Origin of the sequence: Pseudomonas sp. sp1636 (genome assembly GCF_030376615.1) — a bacterium.
In the GTDB taxonomy this organism is placed as follows: domain Bacteria; phylum Pseudomonadota; class Gammaproteobacteria; order Pseudomonadales; family Pseudomonadaceae; genus Aquipseudomonas.
The window spans coordinates 48408-64462 of the sequence record NZ_JARRAB010000023.1 but is presented as its reverse complement, the minus strand read 5'-3'; the positions used below and the strand labels follow the sequence as shown (position 1 = coordinate 64462).

At 63.8% G+C, this 16055-nt stretch carries 15 protein-coding genes; 8 read left to right on the top strand and 7 right to left on the bottom strand.

The genetic code is table 11. The annotated features are described in order from the left end of the window. The 5 genes from P8H27_RS19015 to ada form a co-directional block, all read right to left on the bottom strand. Nucleotides 1–285: DUF4136 domain-containing protein (locus P8H27_RS19015; protein WP_374761372.1), on the bottom strand; the 285-nt coding region annotated here is incomplete at its 3' end. Between the two features lie 58 nt (nt 286–343). Continuing rightward, nucleotides 344–940: a DUF4136 domain-containing protein gene (locus P8H27_RS19010; protein WP_289639290.1), complete on the bottom strand. Its 597-nt coding sequence runs from the start codon at nt 938–940 to the stop codon at nt 344–346. A 133-nt stretch (nt 941–1073) separates the two neighbouring features. Continuing rightward, nucleotides 1074–1823, bottom strand: a complete 750-nt coding sequence (locus P8H27_RS19005) for a methyltransferase (RefSeq protein WP_289639288.1) — start codon at nt 1821–1823, stop codon at nt 1074–1076. Beyond that, nucleotides 1820–2125, bottom strand: coding sequence for a nucleotide pyrophosphohydrolase (locus P8H27_RS19000; protein WP_289639286.1), 306 nt, complete (start codon nt 2123–2125; stop codon nt 1820–1822). Before P8H27_RS19000 ends, P8H27_RS19005 begins: the two co-directional genes overlap by 4 nt. Nucleotides 2126–2249: 124 nt before the next feature. Next, nucleotides 2250–3305, bottom strand: a complete 1056-nt coding sequence (gene ada, locus P8H27_RS18995; protein WP_289639284.1) for a bifunctional DNA-binding transcriptional regulator/O6-methylguanine-DNA methyltransferase Ada — start codon at nt 3303–3305, stop codon at nt 2250–2252. A gap of 258 nt (nt 3306–3563) precedes the next feature. Between ada and P8H27_RS18990 the strand changes: the two genes are divergently transcribed. Continuing rightward, the gene (locus P8H27_RS18990; RefSeq protein WP_289639283.1) at nt 3564–4451 is read left to right on the top strand and encodes a PA4780 family RIO1-like protein kinase; all 888 of its coding nucleotides are present in this window, start codon (nt 3564–3566) and stop codon (nt 4449–4451) included. A gap of 42 nt (nt 4452–4493) precedes the next feature. Here the strand turns inward: P8H27_RS18990 and P8H27_RS18985 are convergent, their stop codons facing one another. Together P8H27_RS18985 and P8H27_RS18980 are read right to left on the bottom strand one after the other, a co-directional pair. Further along, nucleotides 4494–5357: a neutral zinc metallopeptidase gene (locus tag P8H27_RS18985; RefSeq protein ID WP_289639281.1), complete on the bottom strand. Its 864-nt coding sequence runs from the start codon at nt 5355–5357 to the stop codon at nt 4494–4496. Between the two features lie 70 nt (nt 5358–5427). Then, nucleotides 5428–5862 (bottom strand): DUF411 domain-containing protein, encoded by a 435-nt coding sequence (locus P8H27_RS18980; RefSeq protein WP_289639279.1) that lies wholly within the window; start codon nt 5860–5862, stop codon nt 5428–5430. A gap of 388 nt (nt 5863–6250) precedes the next feature. Here P8H27_RS18980 and P8H27_RS18975 point away from each other — a divergent pair, with 388 nt between their 5' ends. The 7 genes from P8H27_RS18975 to P8H27_RS18945 all read left to right on the top strand — a co-directional run bounded on the left by P8H27_RS18975 (nt 6251) and on the right by P8H27_RS18945 (nt 16048). Beyond that, the gene (locus tag P8H27_RS18975; protein ID WP_289639278.1) at nt 6251–7564 is read left to right on the top strand and encodes a 3-dehydroquinate synthase II; all 1314 of its coding nucleotides are present in this window, start codon (nt 6251–6253) and stop codon (nt 7562–7564) included. A gap of 79 nt (nt 7565–7643) precedes the next feature. After that, a complete protein-coding gene (locus P8H27_RS18970) occupies nt 7644–8747 on the top strand; it encodes an SDR family oxidoreductase (protein ID WP_289639276.1) in 1104 nt (367 codons plus the stop codon). A gap of 10 nt (nt 8748–8757) precedes the next feature. Then, nucleotides 8758–10194 (top strand): hypothetical protein, encoded by a 1437-nt coding sequence (locus P8H27_RS18965; protein ID WP_289639275.1) that lies wholly within the window; start codon nt 8758–8760, stop codon nt 10192–10194. Beyond that, entirely contained in the window at nt 10191–11981 is a 1791-nt protein-coding gene (locus P8H27_RS18960; RefSeq protein WP_289639274.1) for a class I adenylate-forming enzyme family protein, read from the top strand. The genes P8H27_RS18965 and P8H27_RS18960 overlap by 4 nt, the downstream gene beginning before the upstream one ends. Beyond that, the gene (locus P8H27_RS18955) at nt 11945–13213 is read left to right on the top strand and encodes a hypothetical protein (protein WP_289639273.1); all 1269 of its coding nucleotides are present in this window, start codon (nt 11945–11947) and stop codon (nt 13211–13213) included. The genes P8H27_RS18960 and P8H27_RS18955 overlap by 37 nt, the downstream gene beginning before the upstream one ends. Nucleotides 13214–13295: 82 nt before the next feature. After that, nucleotides 13296–14024, top strand: coding sequence for an ABC transporter ATP-binding protein (locus P8H27_RS18950; protein ID WP_289639272.1), 729 nt, complete (start codon nt 13296–13298; stop codon nt 14022–14024). Then, a complete protein-coding gene (locus tag P8H27_RS18945) occupies nt 14024–16048 on the top strand; it encodes an outer membrane lipoprotein-sorting protein (protein WP_289639271.1) in 2025 nt (674 codons plus the stop codon). Before P8H27_RS18950 ends, P8H27_RS18945 begins: the two co-directional genes overlap by 1 nt. Nucleotides 16049–16055 lie beyond the last annotated feature (7 nt).

The window sequence follows — 16055 nt, the reverse complement described above, 5'->3', positions numbered from 1 at the left end:
ATCGACGATCAACCAGGCTTGCACCCGCAAGTCGGCTCTGGTGTTGCCGGGAGCCGGGCGTAGGCCGTGTTGATCGAGTTGTTCGCTGATGGCGGTGCGCAGGCGCTGTTCGGTCAGGTCGCTGTTGAATCGTGGGTCGTCGGGCCGGTATTGCACGGCCGGTTCCTGCCAGCTCCAACTGCGATAGGTGGCGAAGTCGCGGTTCGGGTCGAAGTCGCGATTGAGCTGCGCGGTCTGGCAGGCGCTCAGCAGCAGGGTGGCAAGCAGTAACAGATGCAGGCGCATGATTGAGTCTCCCAGATAAAGATGCCGCAGGCACGGGGCGCCTGAGGCAGGGTTGTGTTCAGTCCGGCGGGTAGTTCTCCAGTGCGCGCTTGAGGGCCGCACGCAAGGCGTCGGCGCGCTCGCCCTGGCTGCCGTCGCTGAGCATCTGCGCGCTGCCGCGCCACACCGCTTGGCCATCGCGCACGTCGAACAGCTCGATGCCCACCACGACCACCTCTTCCGCATAGGTGCGCACCAGCGGCGCACTGCCCCACAGGCCGAATTCGTCAGCGTAGCGTTGATGGCCGTAGTGGCTGCCATAGTGATCGGCAACCTGGCGCAGGCGGTGTTCCAGGCGCATCTCGGTGCTGACTTCGAGGTCGGCGGTGGTGCCGGGTTGGGCTGGGCGCAGGCCGCGTTGGTCGAGGGCGTTGCTCAGCGCTTCCTGCACCAGGGTCGAGCTGGCCCAGGCGCTGCCGGCCGGCTGCCGGTCGTCGCGCCAGGCCCAATTTCGGTAGCGCGCATAATCACGCGCGGGAGCCGGGTAGGCGCTGAGATCCAGCCGATTAACCGCCTGTGACGGGGCCGGCGGAATGGGCCTGGAGTCCGCGATGTAGGGGTTGCTGCTCTGGCAGGCGACCAGTAAGGGCAGCCACAACAGGGGCAAGATTTTCATCGTATTCTCCGCCAGCGCCTCGCTGCGCCGCTGTGTAGTCGGAGGCAATCCGGGGCTTTGCCAGCCGTACAGGCCAGGTTGGCTCCTCGATTCATTCCCGGCTTGCATCAGTATATGGACTCCTCAGTTGGCCTCAACGCGGTCGGCAGAGCCAGTGCAGGTAGCGACCGAGGCCGACAAAGCTGGGGTGGCGGCGGTAGGCCAACTCCATTTCCAACAGGTCGATCAGCTCGGCCTTGGCCTGGAATTCATGCGGCATATAGTCATGGAAAACCCGTATGCCACTTTTACATTCGACCTGCCAATGCGCGTCGAGTTGCGCCGCCAACTCGCGCGGATCGATTGGGCGCTGCGGCGTCAGGCTCTGTTTCTCGCCGGCGAACTCGGCCTTGCGCAGCTTGCGGAAATGGCCCTTGAGCAGGTTGCGGTAGATCAGCGCGTCCTTGTTGTAGAAGGCCAGCGACAGCCAGCCGTCAGGCGCGCAAAGCTGATGCAGCACCGGCAGAATGGCCTGCGGCTCGGCCAGCCACTCCAGCACCGCGTGACAGACCACCAGGTCGTAGGGTTGCTCGAGCTGGCCGAGCAGTTCCTGCCAGGGCGCCTGGATAAAGGTCGCCGGCTGCCCCGCGGCGGCAAAGCGCGCGCGGGCGCCATCGAGCATCGGCTCGGCCGGTTCGGTCAGGGTCACTTGATGGCCGCGTTCGGCCAGCCACAGCGCCATATGGCCCAGGCCTGCGCCGATATCCAGCACCCGTAGGGGGCGCTCCGGCAGAACCTCGGCGAGGTCGGCCTGGAGCACCGCCAGGCGGATCGCGCCCTTGGCGCCGCCGTAGATCTTCTCGGCGAAACGGGTGGCCAGTTCGTCGAAATGGCGGTCGCTCATGGGGCGAACCGCCGTTCGCTGTCGGCCAGCTTGGCGCGTACCGCCTGCTCCATATCGATCCCCAGCTCGCTGCACAGCAGCAGCAGGTAGAGCACGATGTCGCCGACTTCCTGGCCGGCATGTTGCAGTTGTTCGGCGGCGAGCTGGCGCGATTGCGCTTCGCTGAGCCACTGGAAGATCTCCACCAGTTCGGCCATCTCCACGCTGGCGGCCATGGCCAGGTTCTTCGGGCTGTGGAATGGTCGCCAGTCGTTGCGGTCACGGATGGCGTGCAGGCGGGCGGTGAGTTCGGTCAGGTTCATGCGGCTCCGTGGGAGAGGCGGTGGGGTGGCTCCTAGCATTGTTTCACGGGGTCAGATCGGCTGCCAGCTGCTCACTATATAGGCGCCAGGCCATGGCGTTCATCCTCTGGCGCTGACTGGCCTGCTAGGCGTTTGCTCCCGGTTGGTGGCTGCTGGCTTCGGCCTCGCCCTCCAGCAGCACTGCCTTGCGCGCCAGCCCCCAGCGATAGCCACTCAGTGCACCTTTGGCGCCGACCAGCCGATGGCAAGGAACCAGCAGGCCCAGCGGATTGCTGGCGCAGGCCCGCGCCACCGCGCGCGGGTGGCTGCCGATGCTGGCGGCCAGCTCGCCATAACGGCGGGTCTGGCCGCCGGGGATTTGCCGCAGTGCCTGCCACACCTGCTGCTGAAACACCGTGCCGCGCAGATCCAATGGCAACTGCGCGCTGCGCTGGGGTTCCTCGATTTGTGCGATGACCTGCTGCAGCCAGTCGCCCAGCCCGGCGTCGTCGCGTTGCAACCGGGCAGCGGCAAAACGCTGTTGCAGTTCTTCGTACAGTGCGGCGGCGCTATCGCCAAACAGCAGCGCGCAGACGCCTTTTGCACTGCTGGCCAGGAGCAACTGGCCGAGGGGGCAGGCGGCGATGGTATAGCGCAGCTGCTCGCCGGCGGCCTGTTTGCGTCGCTGCGCCGGGCTCAGTGCCTCGTCGTGTTGATACAGGCTGCGGGTGCTGGAGTAGCCGGCGGCGAGGGCGGCGTCCAATACGCTGCCGGCTGTGGCCAGGTGGGCGTCGAGGTGCGCGCGGCGCAGGGCGTTGCTCCAGGCCTTCGGCGTCAGCCCGGTACGGGCCTTGAACGCGCGGGCCAGATGGGAGGCGGACAGGCCGATGCGTGCGGCCAACTGATCCAGGGTCAGACGCTGCTCGTCGTTTGCCAGCAGCTTGCAGGCGGCAATGACCAGTTGATCGAGCTGCTCGGCCGGGCTGGCGCCCTGTGGCGAACAGCGTTTGCACGGGCGAAAGCCGGCGGCGGCGGCGCTGGCCGCATCGCCATGAAAGCTGACGTTTTCGCGTCTGGGTCGCCGCGCCGGGCAACTGGGGCGGCAATAGATACCGGTGGAGCGCACGGCGAAGACGAACTGCTTATCGCACGCGGCATCACGAGCGCAGACGGCTTGCCAGCAAAGGTCGGTGTCGAGCATGACGCGGCTCCGCAGAGTGATGAGTCGATTGTCGACCCTTGCGCCGGCTGGGCCAACACCAATCGCGCTTTCAAATCTGCCACAGGCCCCCGCTCGGTGGGGGGGCTGCTTATTTCCCGTCAATCGGCGCATTGCGCCAACGTTTATCGGGCCGTTAACTGACCCATGGCAATCCATGGGCTGGGCGCTGCCCGAGGATTGCCGTATAACGGGGCGGCATACGCGAATATGGCAACACAGGACCCACGATTAAAGCTAATGAAGACACCAAAACGTATTGAACCCCTGGTCGAGGCTGGTCTGGTCGACGAGGTTATACGCCCGCTGATGAGTGGTAAGGAAGCTGCGGTGTACGTGGTGCGCTGCGGCGATGAACTGCGTTGCGCCAAGGTCTATAAAGAGGCGAACAAGCGCAGTTTCCGCCAGGCGGCGCAGTATCAGGAAGGTCGCAAGGTGCGCAGCAGCCGCGATATGCGGGCCATGACCAAGGGCACCAAGTACGGTCGCAAGGGCCAGGAAGATGCCTGGCAGAACGCCGAGGTGGCCGCCTTGTTTCGCCTGGCCTCCGCCGGGGTGCGGGTACCCAAGCCCTATGACTTCCTCGAAGGCGTGCTGCTGATGGAGTTGGTTCTCGACGATGAGGGCGATGTCGCACCGCGCCTCAACGATGTCGACCTGCACCCGGAAGACGCCCGCGAATTCCATGCCTTCATGATCGCCGAGGTGGTCAAGATGCTCTGCGCCGGCCTGGTGCATGGCGACTTGTCCGAGTTCAACGTGCTGCTCGGCCCCGAAGGCCCGGTGATCATCGACCTGCCGCAAGCGGTGGATGCCGCCGCTAACAACCATGCCTTCAGCATGCTCGAGCGCGACGTCGGCAACATGTCCGCCTACTTCGGCCAGTTCGCTCCGGAACTCAAGTACAGCAAGTTCGCCAAGGAAATGTGGGCACTGTACGAGGCCGGTGAGCTGACCCCGGAAAGCCCGTTGACCGGCGAGTTCGACGATCCTGACGAGGCTGCCGACATCGATGCGGTGCTGCGCGAGATCAAAGCCACCCTGGCCGAGGAAGCGCGCCGCCAAACGCTGCTCAATGCCGAAGATGCCCCCGTCGGCGAAGAACCGCCGCCGCCCTGGATGCAATAGGCGACAGCCGCGTGGATTGCGCGAATCGCCGGCCGCGCCAGGTTAGAGGCGGGCGCTCTGGAAGGTATCGCAACGCTTGACGTTGCCTTGCTCGAAGCCGGTGTTGAACCAGCGCATGCGCTGCGCCGAGCTGCCGTGGGTGAAGGAGTCCGGCACCACCTGGCCGCGCGCCTGTTGCTGCAGGCGATCGTCGCCGATGGCATTGGCCGCATTCAGCGCTTCTTCCAGATCGCCCGGTTCCAGCCAGTCGAGGCGTTGCTGGGCGTGATGGGCCCAGACCCCGGCCAGGCAATCGGCCTGCAACTCCTGGCGCACCAACAGGCCGCTGTCGCCTTCCATGCGTTCGCCACGTTGCCGCGCGGCATTCACCTTGGCGGAAACCCCGAGCAGGGTCTGCACGTGGTGGCCCACCTCATGGGCGATCACGTAGGCCTGGGCGAAATCGCCGGTCGCGGCGAAGCGCTGCTCCAATTCGCGGAAGAACTCCAGATCCAGGTAGACCCGTCGATCGCCAGGGCAGTAGAAGGGGCCGACCGCCGAGCTGGCGAAGCCGCAGGCCGAATTGATCCCGCCACGGAACAGCACCAGGGTCGGGTCGCGGTATTGGCGGTTGGCGCTCTGGAAGAGCGCGCGCCACGTGTCCTCGGTGTCGCCGAGAATGGCGCGCACGAACTGCAGTTGTTCGTCGTTGGCTGCCGGTCGTTCGGCTTGTGGCTGGCCGAGCGAGCTGGTCTGGCCGGCCAGCTGAGCGAGGATCTGCAGCGGATCCTGGCCCATCAGCAGGCCGACGATCACCACCACGGCGACGCCGCCGAGGCTCAAACCCTTGCCGCCGCCGAAGCGCCTGGCGCCACTGCCGCGCGCCTCCACCACGTTGTCGCTGCGTCTTGCCCGTTTCCAGCGCATTGCCCGGCTCCCTTGGCCATGACCGATGCTCAGTGTCCTCGCCCTGCGCTGCTGGCGCCAGCGCGGTCGGTCAGTTGCCCGGGTAGTCGGCGAGCACGCGCTCCTTGCCCTGCCGATCCAGACCGATGACCTGGTAGGCCTGCTGGCGATTCCCCATCTCCATGCCCGGCGAGCCGGCCGGCATGCCCGGTACGGCGGCGCCGAGCAGATCAGGCTGCTGGCGCAGCTTGAGGATGACGGCGGCGGGTACGTGGCCCTCGACGAACTTGCCGTCGATCACCCCGGTGTGGCACGAGGCCAGGCGCGGCGGCACGCCGAGGCGCTGCTTGAGCGCGCTCATGTCGTTTTCGACGTGGTCGATGACGTTGAAGCCGTTCTCCTGCAGATGGCTGATCCAGGCCTTGCAGCAGCCACAATTAGCGTCGCGGTGGACGTCGATGTCGATCGGCTCGGCGGCCTGGGCGAGACCGGCGAAGAGGCTGGCGATAAGGATTAACGGGCGCATAGGTGAACTCCACTGAGGGTGCTGGGCGAGCATAGCGCTGTGGGCATCTCGAGACCAAGTCATGGGCGGTATCCGAATGTGCCCGGGCAACCTATGTTGCGCTCTCGATTGCCGCGGCAAGGGCGCTGGCGATGTTGATCTGCCGGCGCTGCGGTTCGAGGCCATCCCGGTGCGGCAGATGTCGAGCGTCATCCGGTCGTCGTCGCGCAACTAACACTTCTGCTAGGTGACGCCTTTCTGCCCTCTGGATAGGCTCGTTTCAGAGGCAGCGGCTGCCAGTCATGAGCAGGGCAGCAGAGCGCCTTGTCACCTTCTCGCGGCCCCGCCGCAAGCTCGATCGGGGCGCGGCGAACTGTCCGCCCCCCCTGCACTCAATCAGGACGACGTCATGGATCAAGTTCAGACCCTCTCCCAGGTCGCCGGCAAGGCCGCCAGCAAGGGAACCCCCCAGCAGCCGGTTGCCGAGATACGCGAACCCAGCACGCCACTCGAGCCGATGCCGCCGAGCAATACTGCGCTCTTCCCAACGAACACGAATCTACCGGAGAGTCGCGAACACGTGCTCTGGTACGACTCCCGCGTCCTGGCGGCACTCGATGAGGAAAGCCGCGGGGCGGTCGTGCAACGCCTGGGCCAGGGCCGTTACAACGGCATTGTGCTCTATGCCGACAATTACAAAACGCTGAATGAGGCGATATCCCCGCGCCTGCAGCGCGTGTTGCAGGTCGATAGCCTGGAAGAGTGGGGCGCAATCGGCACGCTGATCGAGTCCAGCGAACCTTGCCGCCGTGTCGCCGTCGTGTCGAGCAGTAAAGCGCAGGTGCTCGCCGCTGCTCGCGAGGCCGGTTATCGCACCAGCTGGCGTACCCACGTAGACAATGCCAGCAGCCTCCACGCATCCTTCCATCGAGGCATGCACTACGACTTTCTGATGGTGTCGTTCAAGGATTCGACCAATATCCCGCTGGAATTGGTCATTGCCGAACTGCACAAGACCAACACGGTGCTGCTCAAGGAAGTGCACCAGGACGTGGACGACGCGGTAATCGCGCTGGGCGTACTGGAGTTGGGCAGTGATGGCGTGCTGGCCTCCTTCGTCACCATGGAACAGTTCGACCGTTTTGCAAAAAAAATGGATGCGCAGGCATCGCCGAAGATTGAAATCCAGGTCGGTGTCATCGATCGCATCACTCACCTGGGCCTGGGCTACCGCGCCTGCATCGACACCACCCATATGTTCAATCCGGATGAAGGCATATTGGTGGGCTCAACCTCCACCGGTGGCATCCTCTGCTGCCCGGAGGTTTTCCATCTGCCGTATATGGAATTGCGCCCCTTCCGCATCAATGCCGCCTCGGTGCATAGCTATGTGTTCCAGGGCAATGACCGCACCAGCTATATCAGCGAGCTGCGCGCCGGTAGCTCGCTCACCACGGTCAATGCTCGCGGCGAAACCCGCCAGGTTTTCGTCGGTCGCGCCAAGACCGAAATCCGTCCGCTGATTCTGATCGAGGCTACGTTCCCGGATAACCGCAAGGTCAACATCATCATGCAGGACGACTGGCATGTACGCGTGTTTTCCGACAAATCCAAGCCCCTCAATGTCACCGAACTCAAGCCTGGTGACCGCGTTCTTGGCTTTGGCACCGAGCCTGGTCGTCACGTCGGCGTGAAAGTAGACGAGCACATCATCGAACTTTGATTCCGTCGCCCTGCAGATGCCGAGCCTGTGCTGGCTCGCCCTGCTGCTATGCAACTAACCGGAAAAAAGGAGTATGAAAGTGCATCAGGTTCTTATTACCGGCGCCACCGGGTTTGTCGGCAGCGCTCTGGCCGCGAGCCTTCTGGCGCGCGGCGCTCATGTGACAGCTCTCTCTCGCAACGACCCCGATGGCGTGCGCACTGTTACTGCCGTAGTCGCTGCAGCCCAGGGTTGCGGGCTAGACATCAACGGTGCGCTGAAAAGGTATCTCAAGGTTATCAATATCGACTTCGCCGAGCTGGAGACCGCGCTCACCAGTGCCGAGTTGGGAGGTATCACCGAAGTTTGGCATGTGGCGGCCGAGATGAGTTATTCAGCCCATAAGCTCGGGTTGTCTTTCGACACCAACGTAGGCAACAGCACCCGTCTGTACGAGACCGTCCTACGTCTGGCGCCGCTCTGCCGTCGTTTCTACTACGTTTCCACCGCCTATGTGGCGGGTATGAGCGGCGGGCCGGTACGCGAGGAGCTGCATGCCAAGAGCCGCATGCTCAACACCTACCAGGTCACCAAGTGGAGCACCGAGCAGGCGCTGCATCTCCTCTACTTGCGTTGCGGCCTGCCGGTAACCGTATTTCGCCCCACCGTGGTCGTCGGCCACCGCGCCACCGGCTGGGCGCACCGCAACGGCTTTGGTTTTTATATGTTCCAGGACGCGATGGCCGCCCTGGCCAAGGCCGGCCACAAAGAGTTGGCGCTGGATCTGTTGGGGAATACGCGCCCGGATCTGGTGCCGATCGACCAGCTCACGGCGGACGCCTGTTCGCTGACGCTGCGCCAGCATGCCGGCTGCGATTTCGAGGTGTTCCACAGTGCTGGCGGTATCCATCTGCCCATGCGCGAGATAGTGCGCATCTGGGGTGAGGTGGCTGGTATAGACACCTGCCTGGGCGCGCCTACCACTGCGCTGGAGCAGAAGTTCGACCGCGCCGTAGGAGCCAACAAACCCTTTGCACGTACCGAATGGCAGTTCGAGCGCGCGAAGCTCGACGCCGCTATCGGTTGCGGCCAAGGGATTCAGCCGCTGTCGTCGGAAGAGTTGTACAGCCTGTGCAGCTGGTATGCCGACGAGTCGATCGACGTAACGGATGCGCACGAAGATGCCGTCGCTAAAGCAGACTGAGGGAACCGCCGTGACCACTCTGAGTACAAGCGTTGCGGCTGTCGCTGCTCCCGGCAATGCGCGCCCGCTGGACGCCCTGGCCGAAGTTTTCGTGCACCTGGGCGACCTGGCCAATGTCAATACCAACCAGATCCTGATCGTCAGCGGGCGCCTGGATCCGTCGCTGCTGGAGCAAAGCGTACAGCGCGCTGTGGCGCAAATTCCGCTGTTGCGTACTCGGCCTGCTGGTTCGGCGCTGCACGAACACGACAGCAGTAGCGCTCGCTGGGTGGAGCACCGTGAATACCTCAATGACTGCGACTTTGGCGATCCCGGCTTTCGCCACCTGCTGATGGACTTCAGCTCGGCTCGCCGGCTGAACTGGCGCGACCGTCCGCCGCTGCAACTGCTGCTGGTCACCGCGGGCAGTGGGCACAATTCCTGTGTGTATCTGAGCAGCCACCACGGTGTGGCCGATGCGCGCAGTGACTGCCTGCTGTTGCGCTCGATTATCGATCATTACGCATGCCTTACTGGGGTGCCGGGCGCGTTCGTGCTCACCGGTATATTGCCCTTTTCGCCGCTGACTGAAATACGTCCGCAATGGTACCGCCCGCTTGAGCGCAGTCTGCGCTGGGCGCGCGCGCTGGGCAGCGTCGCCGTCGACTTGCTGCGTCACGATGTGGGATTGCGCGTGGGCCTGCATGGCCAGCGCTGGGAGGGGCGCGCAAAAGACCCGGCCATCGGTCGACTGGATTTCTTCCAGAGCCTGTTGCCACAGGATCTTGAGAGAAGATTGTGCGCAGGTGCACGGGACAACGGCGTCACTGTGAACACACTGCTGTGCGCGGCGCTGGCGCGTCTGATGGAGTCCAGCAATGGCGCAAACAATGGCGTTGGGCAACGTCGGGCTTTGCGCATTACCTGCGCAGTGAGCCTGCGTCGGTTGATCGATCACAGCTACGACCGCAGCTTCCGCAACTATCTGGTGCCCAGCAACATCCGCCTGAGGGTCGGCCAGGCCACGCCTGCACTGGTGCGCAGCGTACATGAAGCCATAGACGCGGCGCGCAGTGAGCGCCAGATCGGCACCGCACTGGGGCGCCTCGAATCGCTGCTGCCGCTGTTGCGACCGCGCTTGCTGAGGGGCCTCTCGCGCCGCCTGCTGAACCGCTGTCAGGGCACCAACGCCTGTTATTCCAATCCGGGGCGTATCGAGGAGGATTTCTCCTCGTTCGGTTCGCCGCAGCACACCACGCAGAGCTACGTCGGTTTTGGCTGCCTGGTACCGCCCTACGATTTCATCCTCTACACCCCCACGGTGAACGGTCGCATGCAGCTGGATCTGGTCTATCGCCGTGCGGCTTTCAGCGACATTCGTCAGGAGTTCGCGACACCTTTCCTCAGCGTACTGCGGCAGCTGTTGGACGAGCTGGAAGCTCCCTGCGCAAAGTTGCCGTCGCTATGAGCTATGCGATCTACATTCCCCTCGCCTTTGTGCTCGGTTACCTGGGGTTCGTCATCGTGCGTCTGGGGTTTTGCGGTCGCCTCGCCTTACTCGTGAGTTGGGACGACCGTGTCGACCGTGCGCTCGAGTTTTCGGCGCGCCGGCACGGCGAGCGTGAGCTGATTGAACTGGCTCAGCCGCTGGCATGGAGTGCGGAGCGGCACTGGAGTGCTGCGCAACTGCTCGACATGGTCGAACGCCTCTGCGCCTGTTGGCACCACCTCGGCGTGATCGAGGGTGACCGGGTGGCAATCTACAAGGCCAATCACTTCGATTACTTCCTGTTCTCCGTGGCGGCCATGCGCATCGGCGCCATCGCTGTGCCTATCAACGTCAAAGTGGCTGCAGACATCGCCGCGGGCTATATGGGGCGTATGGGCGCCAAGCTGCTGATCAGCGATGACGAGGGTTGGCAGAAGTTAGCCGATCTGGGAGGTCACGCTCTGCCGTCCACACTGGAGCAGGTAGTGCTGGTGGACGCCCCGGTACAATCAGGCGACCGAGAACTGCGCTTACACAGCTTGGCCGCCTTGCTGGCCCAGCACCTGCCCGCGGCTCCGTATTGCCGGCGCGGCCCCACCGACCCCTTGTATATCGTGCATACCTCCGGCACCACCGGTGTGCCCAAAGGCGTGATCTTGAGATCCGACGGTATCGCTCAATCGCTGCGTTCCATCGTGCTGTTCAACCCGGTATCCACCGCCGACCTGGCCTGTATCGCGCTGCCCCTCAACCACCAGGTAGCGCATCTATACCTGCACGGCGCTTTGTTGATGGGGGTGCGTTGCATTATCGACAGTGCGCTCGAAGTCCCCGGTCTGATCCACCAGTTGCAACATCGTGAGCCGACGGTCTTCTTCGGCTTTCCCATTACCTACATGCGCCTTATGGCGGCTGGAGCACTGGATTGTCCGCTCGACAGCGTGCGCATTTGGGGTACGACTGCCGACGCCAGCCACGAAGTACAGCAGCGTGCGTTTATTCCGCGGGGCTCCTTCTTTACCCGTCTCGGCATTCCCCGGCGCGGCTCCATTTTTGTCGATGGCTTGGGTTCCAGCGAAGTGGGTATCGCCGCCTTGCTGCGTATTGCCACCCCCTGGACCAAGCGTTTCGAACGCCGTGTGGGGCGCAAAACGCCGCTGGGGCCGATGATCAAGATCGCAGACGCCGAGGGTATGCCGGTGCCCAGGGGTGAAGTCGGTCGCCTGATGATCAAGGGCAAGAGCATGTTCGGTGGCTACTGGAACGCCCATGACACCTACTACGCCGCTACCCGGGATGGCTGGTGGTTCACCGGCGACTTGGTGCGCGAGGGCAAGGATGGCGAAGTTGTCCACCTCGACCGCGAAGTGGACGTGATACACACCGCCAACGGCGCTCTATACACCCTGCCGCTGGAGGAAGTGCTCCTGAAACATCCAGGTGTGCTCGATACCTGCGTCTTCGCTGTGCGCGAGCGAGCCACTGGCCCGGAATTACCCGCCGCGGTGGTCGCGCTGCATGTTGACGCAGAGCCCATCAACGCCGAGGCATTGCAGCGGCAACTCAACCGCCGGCTACCGGAGCAACAGCAGTTGGTTCATCTGTGGCTGATCGACTGGGACGAATTTCCCATTGGTGCCACTGGCAAGACGCTGAAGCGGCGACTGCGTGAGCACTACAACGGCGTTTTGCAAACCCGACCGCAACCCCAGAAACCAGAGAGTGCCCCATGCGCATCCAGCGTCCGCGACTGGCAACCGGTCTGATCCCGGCGCTGTTCATCGCTTGCGTCCCCAGCGTCGCAATTGGCGAGAGCGCGGCGTTCGACAGTGCCATCGGCGACGATCCGAGCCCTTGGAGTGTGGAGTACGAATTGTCCCTGCAGCTCATTCGCGAGCGTGAAGACGTTTTCGCTCCACTAGGTGGCGGCGAGGCCAACCGCAGCGCCGCGGAGCTGCGCCTCAATGTGCAGTTGCAGTGCGATCGGGGAGCCTGCCAGGACACGCGCCTGGTGCTCAAACCGCGCCTGTCGCTGGATGACGACGAGCGGCCGAGGGATATGCCGGATCCGCAGCCCGATGCCCTGGCGGAGGGTTATCTGCTGCAGTCTCTGGGCGAGGGGCAACTGGGCCTTGGCAAGCGGCTACTGGGGTGGGGGCCGTCGCTGCTGTATAGCCCGACTAACCGCCTATTTCCGGACAACGGCGCGGCCACGCCACGTCGCGATATCCCGGGTAAACCCATGGCCTTTGCCAGCATGCCCCTCTCTCCCCGGGGGCGGCTCAATCTGCTGGTGGCCGACCCGCGGCTCGACGAAGTTGACGGCATTCGCCGCGGGGGCGCCTTTGGGTTGGCTCGTGCCGAGTGGAATTGGGTGCAGAGTCAGATCACCACCCTGGGGGCCGTCGCCGGCGGCGGTGGCGGCTTGCACTCCTATTTTGGCGGCTATGTGCAGCACGGGCTGGATGATGCCTGGACCCTGGGCGCCGAAGCCGCTGCCTCGCGCGGTTATGCCCGCCGCGCCAGCAGTGGCGTCGGCGAAGAGCCGTTGGCGCAGAACGAAAACCGCTGGCACTGGGACGGCACTCTGAATCTGCGCTATGGCGCCAGCTCCGGTGCGGAGATCGGTCTGGAGCTGATTTACAACGGCTATGCGATGAGCGACAGCGAAGTCGCCAATCCGCTGATCGCCGCCATGCCCTCGGCGGGCAGCAGTCCTTCGCGCAACCGGCCGCTGCACCCGTTTGTGCAGCGCCGCTACGCGCTGCTGCAGGGCACTTGGCCCAAATTGTTTGGCGACCGCCGCTGGGGCCTGACCGCACGGGTGCTGCAGGGGCTGGAGCAAAGCAGCACCGACAGCTTCCTCGAACTGTCCTTCAGCCCCACGGATACCAGCACCTTGTATCTGGGGCATGCACACAGCCGGGTGCCGGAGTCACTGCTGATGAGCCGTCCGGTGCCGCGCAGTACCTATGTCGCCATGGAGCTTTTTTTCTAGGCAGCAAACAACTGAAACACAGCAATTTTCCAGGCCGGTCAGATCGATTGACCGAGCGCAGAAAAAGCACAAGGAGAGACACATGATCTTGATCGAATTCGAATCCGTCACCAAGCATTACCAGCTTGGCGAGATTGAGGTGACCGCCCTCGATAACGTCAATTTCACGGTTCGGCGCGGCGATTTCGTCGCGATTACCGGCCCCAGTGGTAGTGGCAAAACCACCATGCTGAACTTGATCGGCTGCCTGGATTCGCCCACTTCGGGTGAAATCCGTGTTCTCGGCCAGCCAGTGACTTGCCTCGACGAGAAGGCGCTGGACAGGCTGCGCAGCCGCACCTACGGGATCGTTTTCCAGAGCTTCAACCTGGTTCCGGTGTTGACGGCGCTGGAAAACGTGGCGCTGCCGCTGCACCTGCACTCACTCAAGTCGAGCGAAATACGTGAGCGCGCCCTTGCGGCGCTCTGCTCCGTCGGCCTGGGGCGCTTCGCCGATTTCCGCCCGGATCAGCTCTCCGGCGGGCAGCGTCAGCGTGTGGCCGTGGCGCGCGCGCTGGTGACCAAGCCAAAACTGATACTGGCCGACGAGCCCACCGCCAGCCTGGATACCGCCAGCGCGCTATCGCTGGTGGAACTGATGAAACAGCTCAATGCCGAGCAGGGCGTAACCTTCGTATTTTCCACCCACGATCAGCGGCTGCTGCAGCATGTCCGTCGTGTGGTCGAACTGCGCGACGGCAGCCTCTCCACCATCCGCGAAATTCAGCCGAGCGCCGAGCAGCAGCAAGCCGGCCAAAGCGAGGTGGCGTAATGTGGTCCATGGCATTGCGCAACCTTTACCGCGACCGGCGGCGTACGCTGACGACCGTGATCGCTGTGGGCGCAGGGATCTTCGCGGTATTGCTGTTCCTGGGCTATATCCGCTTCGTCGAGAACTCGCTCGCGGCTATCGTGATTTATCGCGATGCCAATGCCCACGTGCAGGTCTACCGGGTGGACGGGCCCGAGCAACTGGCCGCAACCCCGGCCAAGTATTCGCTCGACCGGCAAGAGCAGGCGCTGATTCACCAGTCGGCACGCGGTCTGGCGCATTTTGTGCGGGCATCCGACCAGTTGGTGGGCGTCGGCGTGGTGCAGGGCGATGAGGACAGCGCGGTGTTTCTCGGTCGAGGGATCGAGCCTGAATTCGAAGCCGCACTGCAGGCTGAAAGTCCGCTCGACTTCGCCCCCAGCGCAATGGACGAACACGGCCTGTTGCTGACCAGGCAACTGCAGGATCTGCTGGGTTATCCCGCACCCGGCGCGGTGTTGCAACTGTTCAGCGCCTCCTATGCCAACCGCATGAACGCCATAGAGGCGACGTTCAGTGGCGACTTCTCCACCGGTATCGAGGCGATCGAGGACAAGGGGCTTAAAGCGCCGCTGTCGCTGCTGCAGTCGCTCTATGACACCGACGCCGTATCGCGGGTGGTGGTACAGCTCGATGATCGTGCCCATGCCGGTGCCTTCCGTGATCAGCTGGCCGCCGAGCTGCAACGGCGCGCGCCGGGTCGCTTTGAAGTCACCACTTGGGATCATCCGCAGATCGGCCAGCTCTACAGCAGCTTCATGGGCTTCTTCAATATGGTGTTCGCGTTTACCGGCAGTGTGATTTTCGCCATTGCGCTCACCACCATCCAACACACCGTGGCCATGAATGTGGCCGACCGCGCCCGCGAGATCGGCATGCTGCGAGCCATGGGCTTTGGTCGCGGACGCATCGCCGGCCTGTTCGTGCGGGAAAGCCTGCTCACCACGCTCGCTGCGGCGCTCGCGGCCAGTGGGTTGGCTTACCTGGTCATCTTCGCCCTGCCTTACACCCATATCGAAACGCAATTGCCGCGTATCGCCGAGCCCGCCAGGCTGACGCTCGGGCTGCCGCTGGGTTGGACGCTGAGTGCCATTGTCCTGGCCGGTCTGGGTATCGCCCTGGGCGCGTTGCTCACGGCGCGTAAACGTGTCGGCGGTAAAGTCCGCCCCGGCCGCCGCGGCATGCCCCTTATCCAACTGCTGGCCACTGCCTCTTGCCTGGTTTTGGCGATCGCGTTGCTGCCGGCCACGTCAGTGCGTGCCGAAACCGCGATTAACGAAGCGGCTGCCGTTGCCGACGTGCCGGAGGAGGCCACGTTGCGCCAGTGGTTGCGCCAGGCCGACCTGGCCCGTGGCGGCTGGGGCAGTTATCAATGGACGCTGCGTATCCACACCGAAGATCCCGCCGGCGCCACCGATACCACCTACGCTATCGCGGTGCACGAAGGTCGGGCCCTGGCCAAGACCACCGCGCCGAGACGCTATCGCGGCGAGAAGATTCTCATCGCCTCCCGCGCCATGTGGTACGCCAAGCCGGGGCTGCGCAAACCGGTCAGCATCAGCCCGCAACAGCGACTGGTGGGCGAGGCGGCCAATGGTGATATCGCCGCCACCCAGTACGCTCGCGACTACTCGCCGGAATACCTGGGCACTGTGCAGCTCAATGGAGTGGACTGCCACAAGCTCAAACTGACGGCCACGACGTCCGACGCCACCTACGAATCGATCATCTATTACCTCGATATCCGCACGCGCCTCGGCATCAAGGCCGAGTTTCTCACCGCCAGCGGCATGCCGTTCAAGGTCGCGCACTTCGAATACGGCAACCGTGTGCTGGTGGACGGAGAGCAACGAGCCTTCGTCTCGAGCATGAAGATCGTTAACGCCAACTTCCCCGAGCGCTTCAGCCTGCTGGAATACGCGCGGGTGGCTCCGGCCAGTCCGTCGGACAGCCTGTTCTCGCTCGACACGCTGATGACTCTATAGGAGAGGA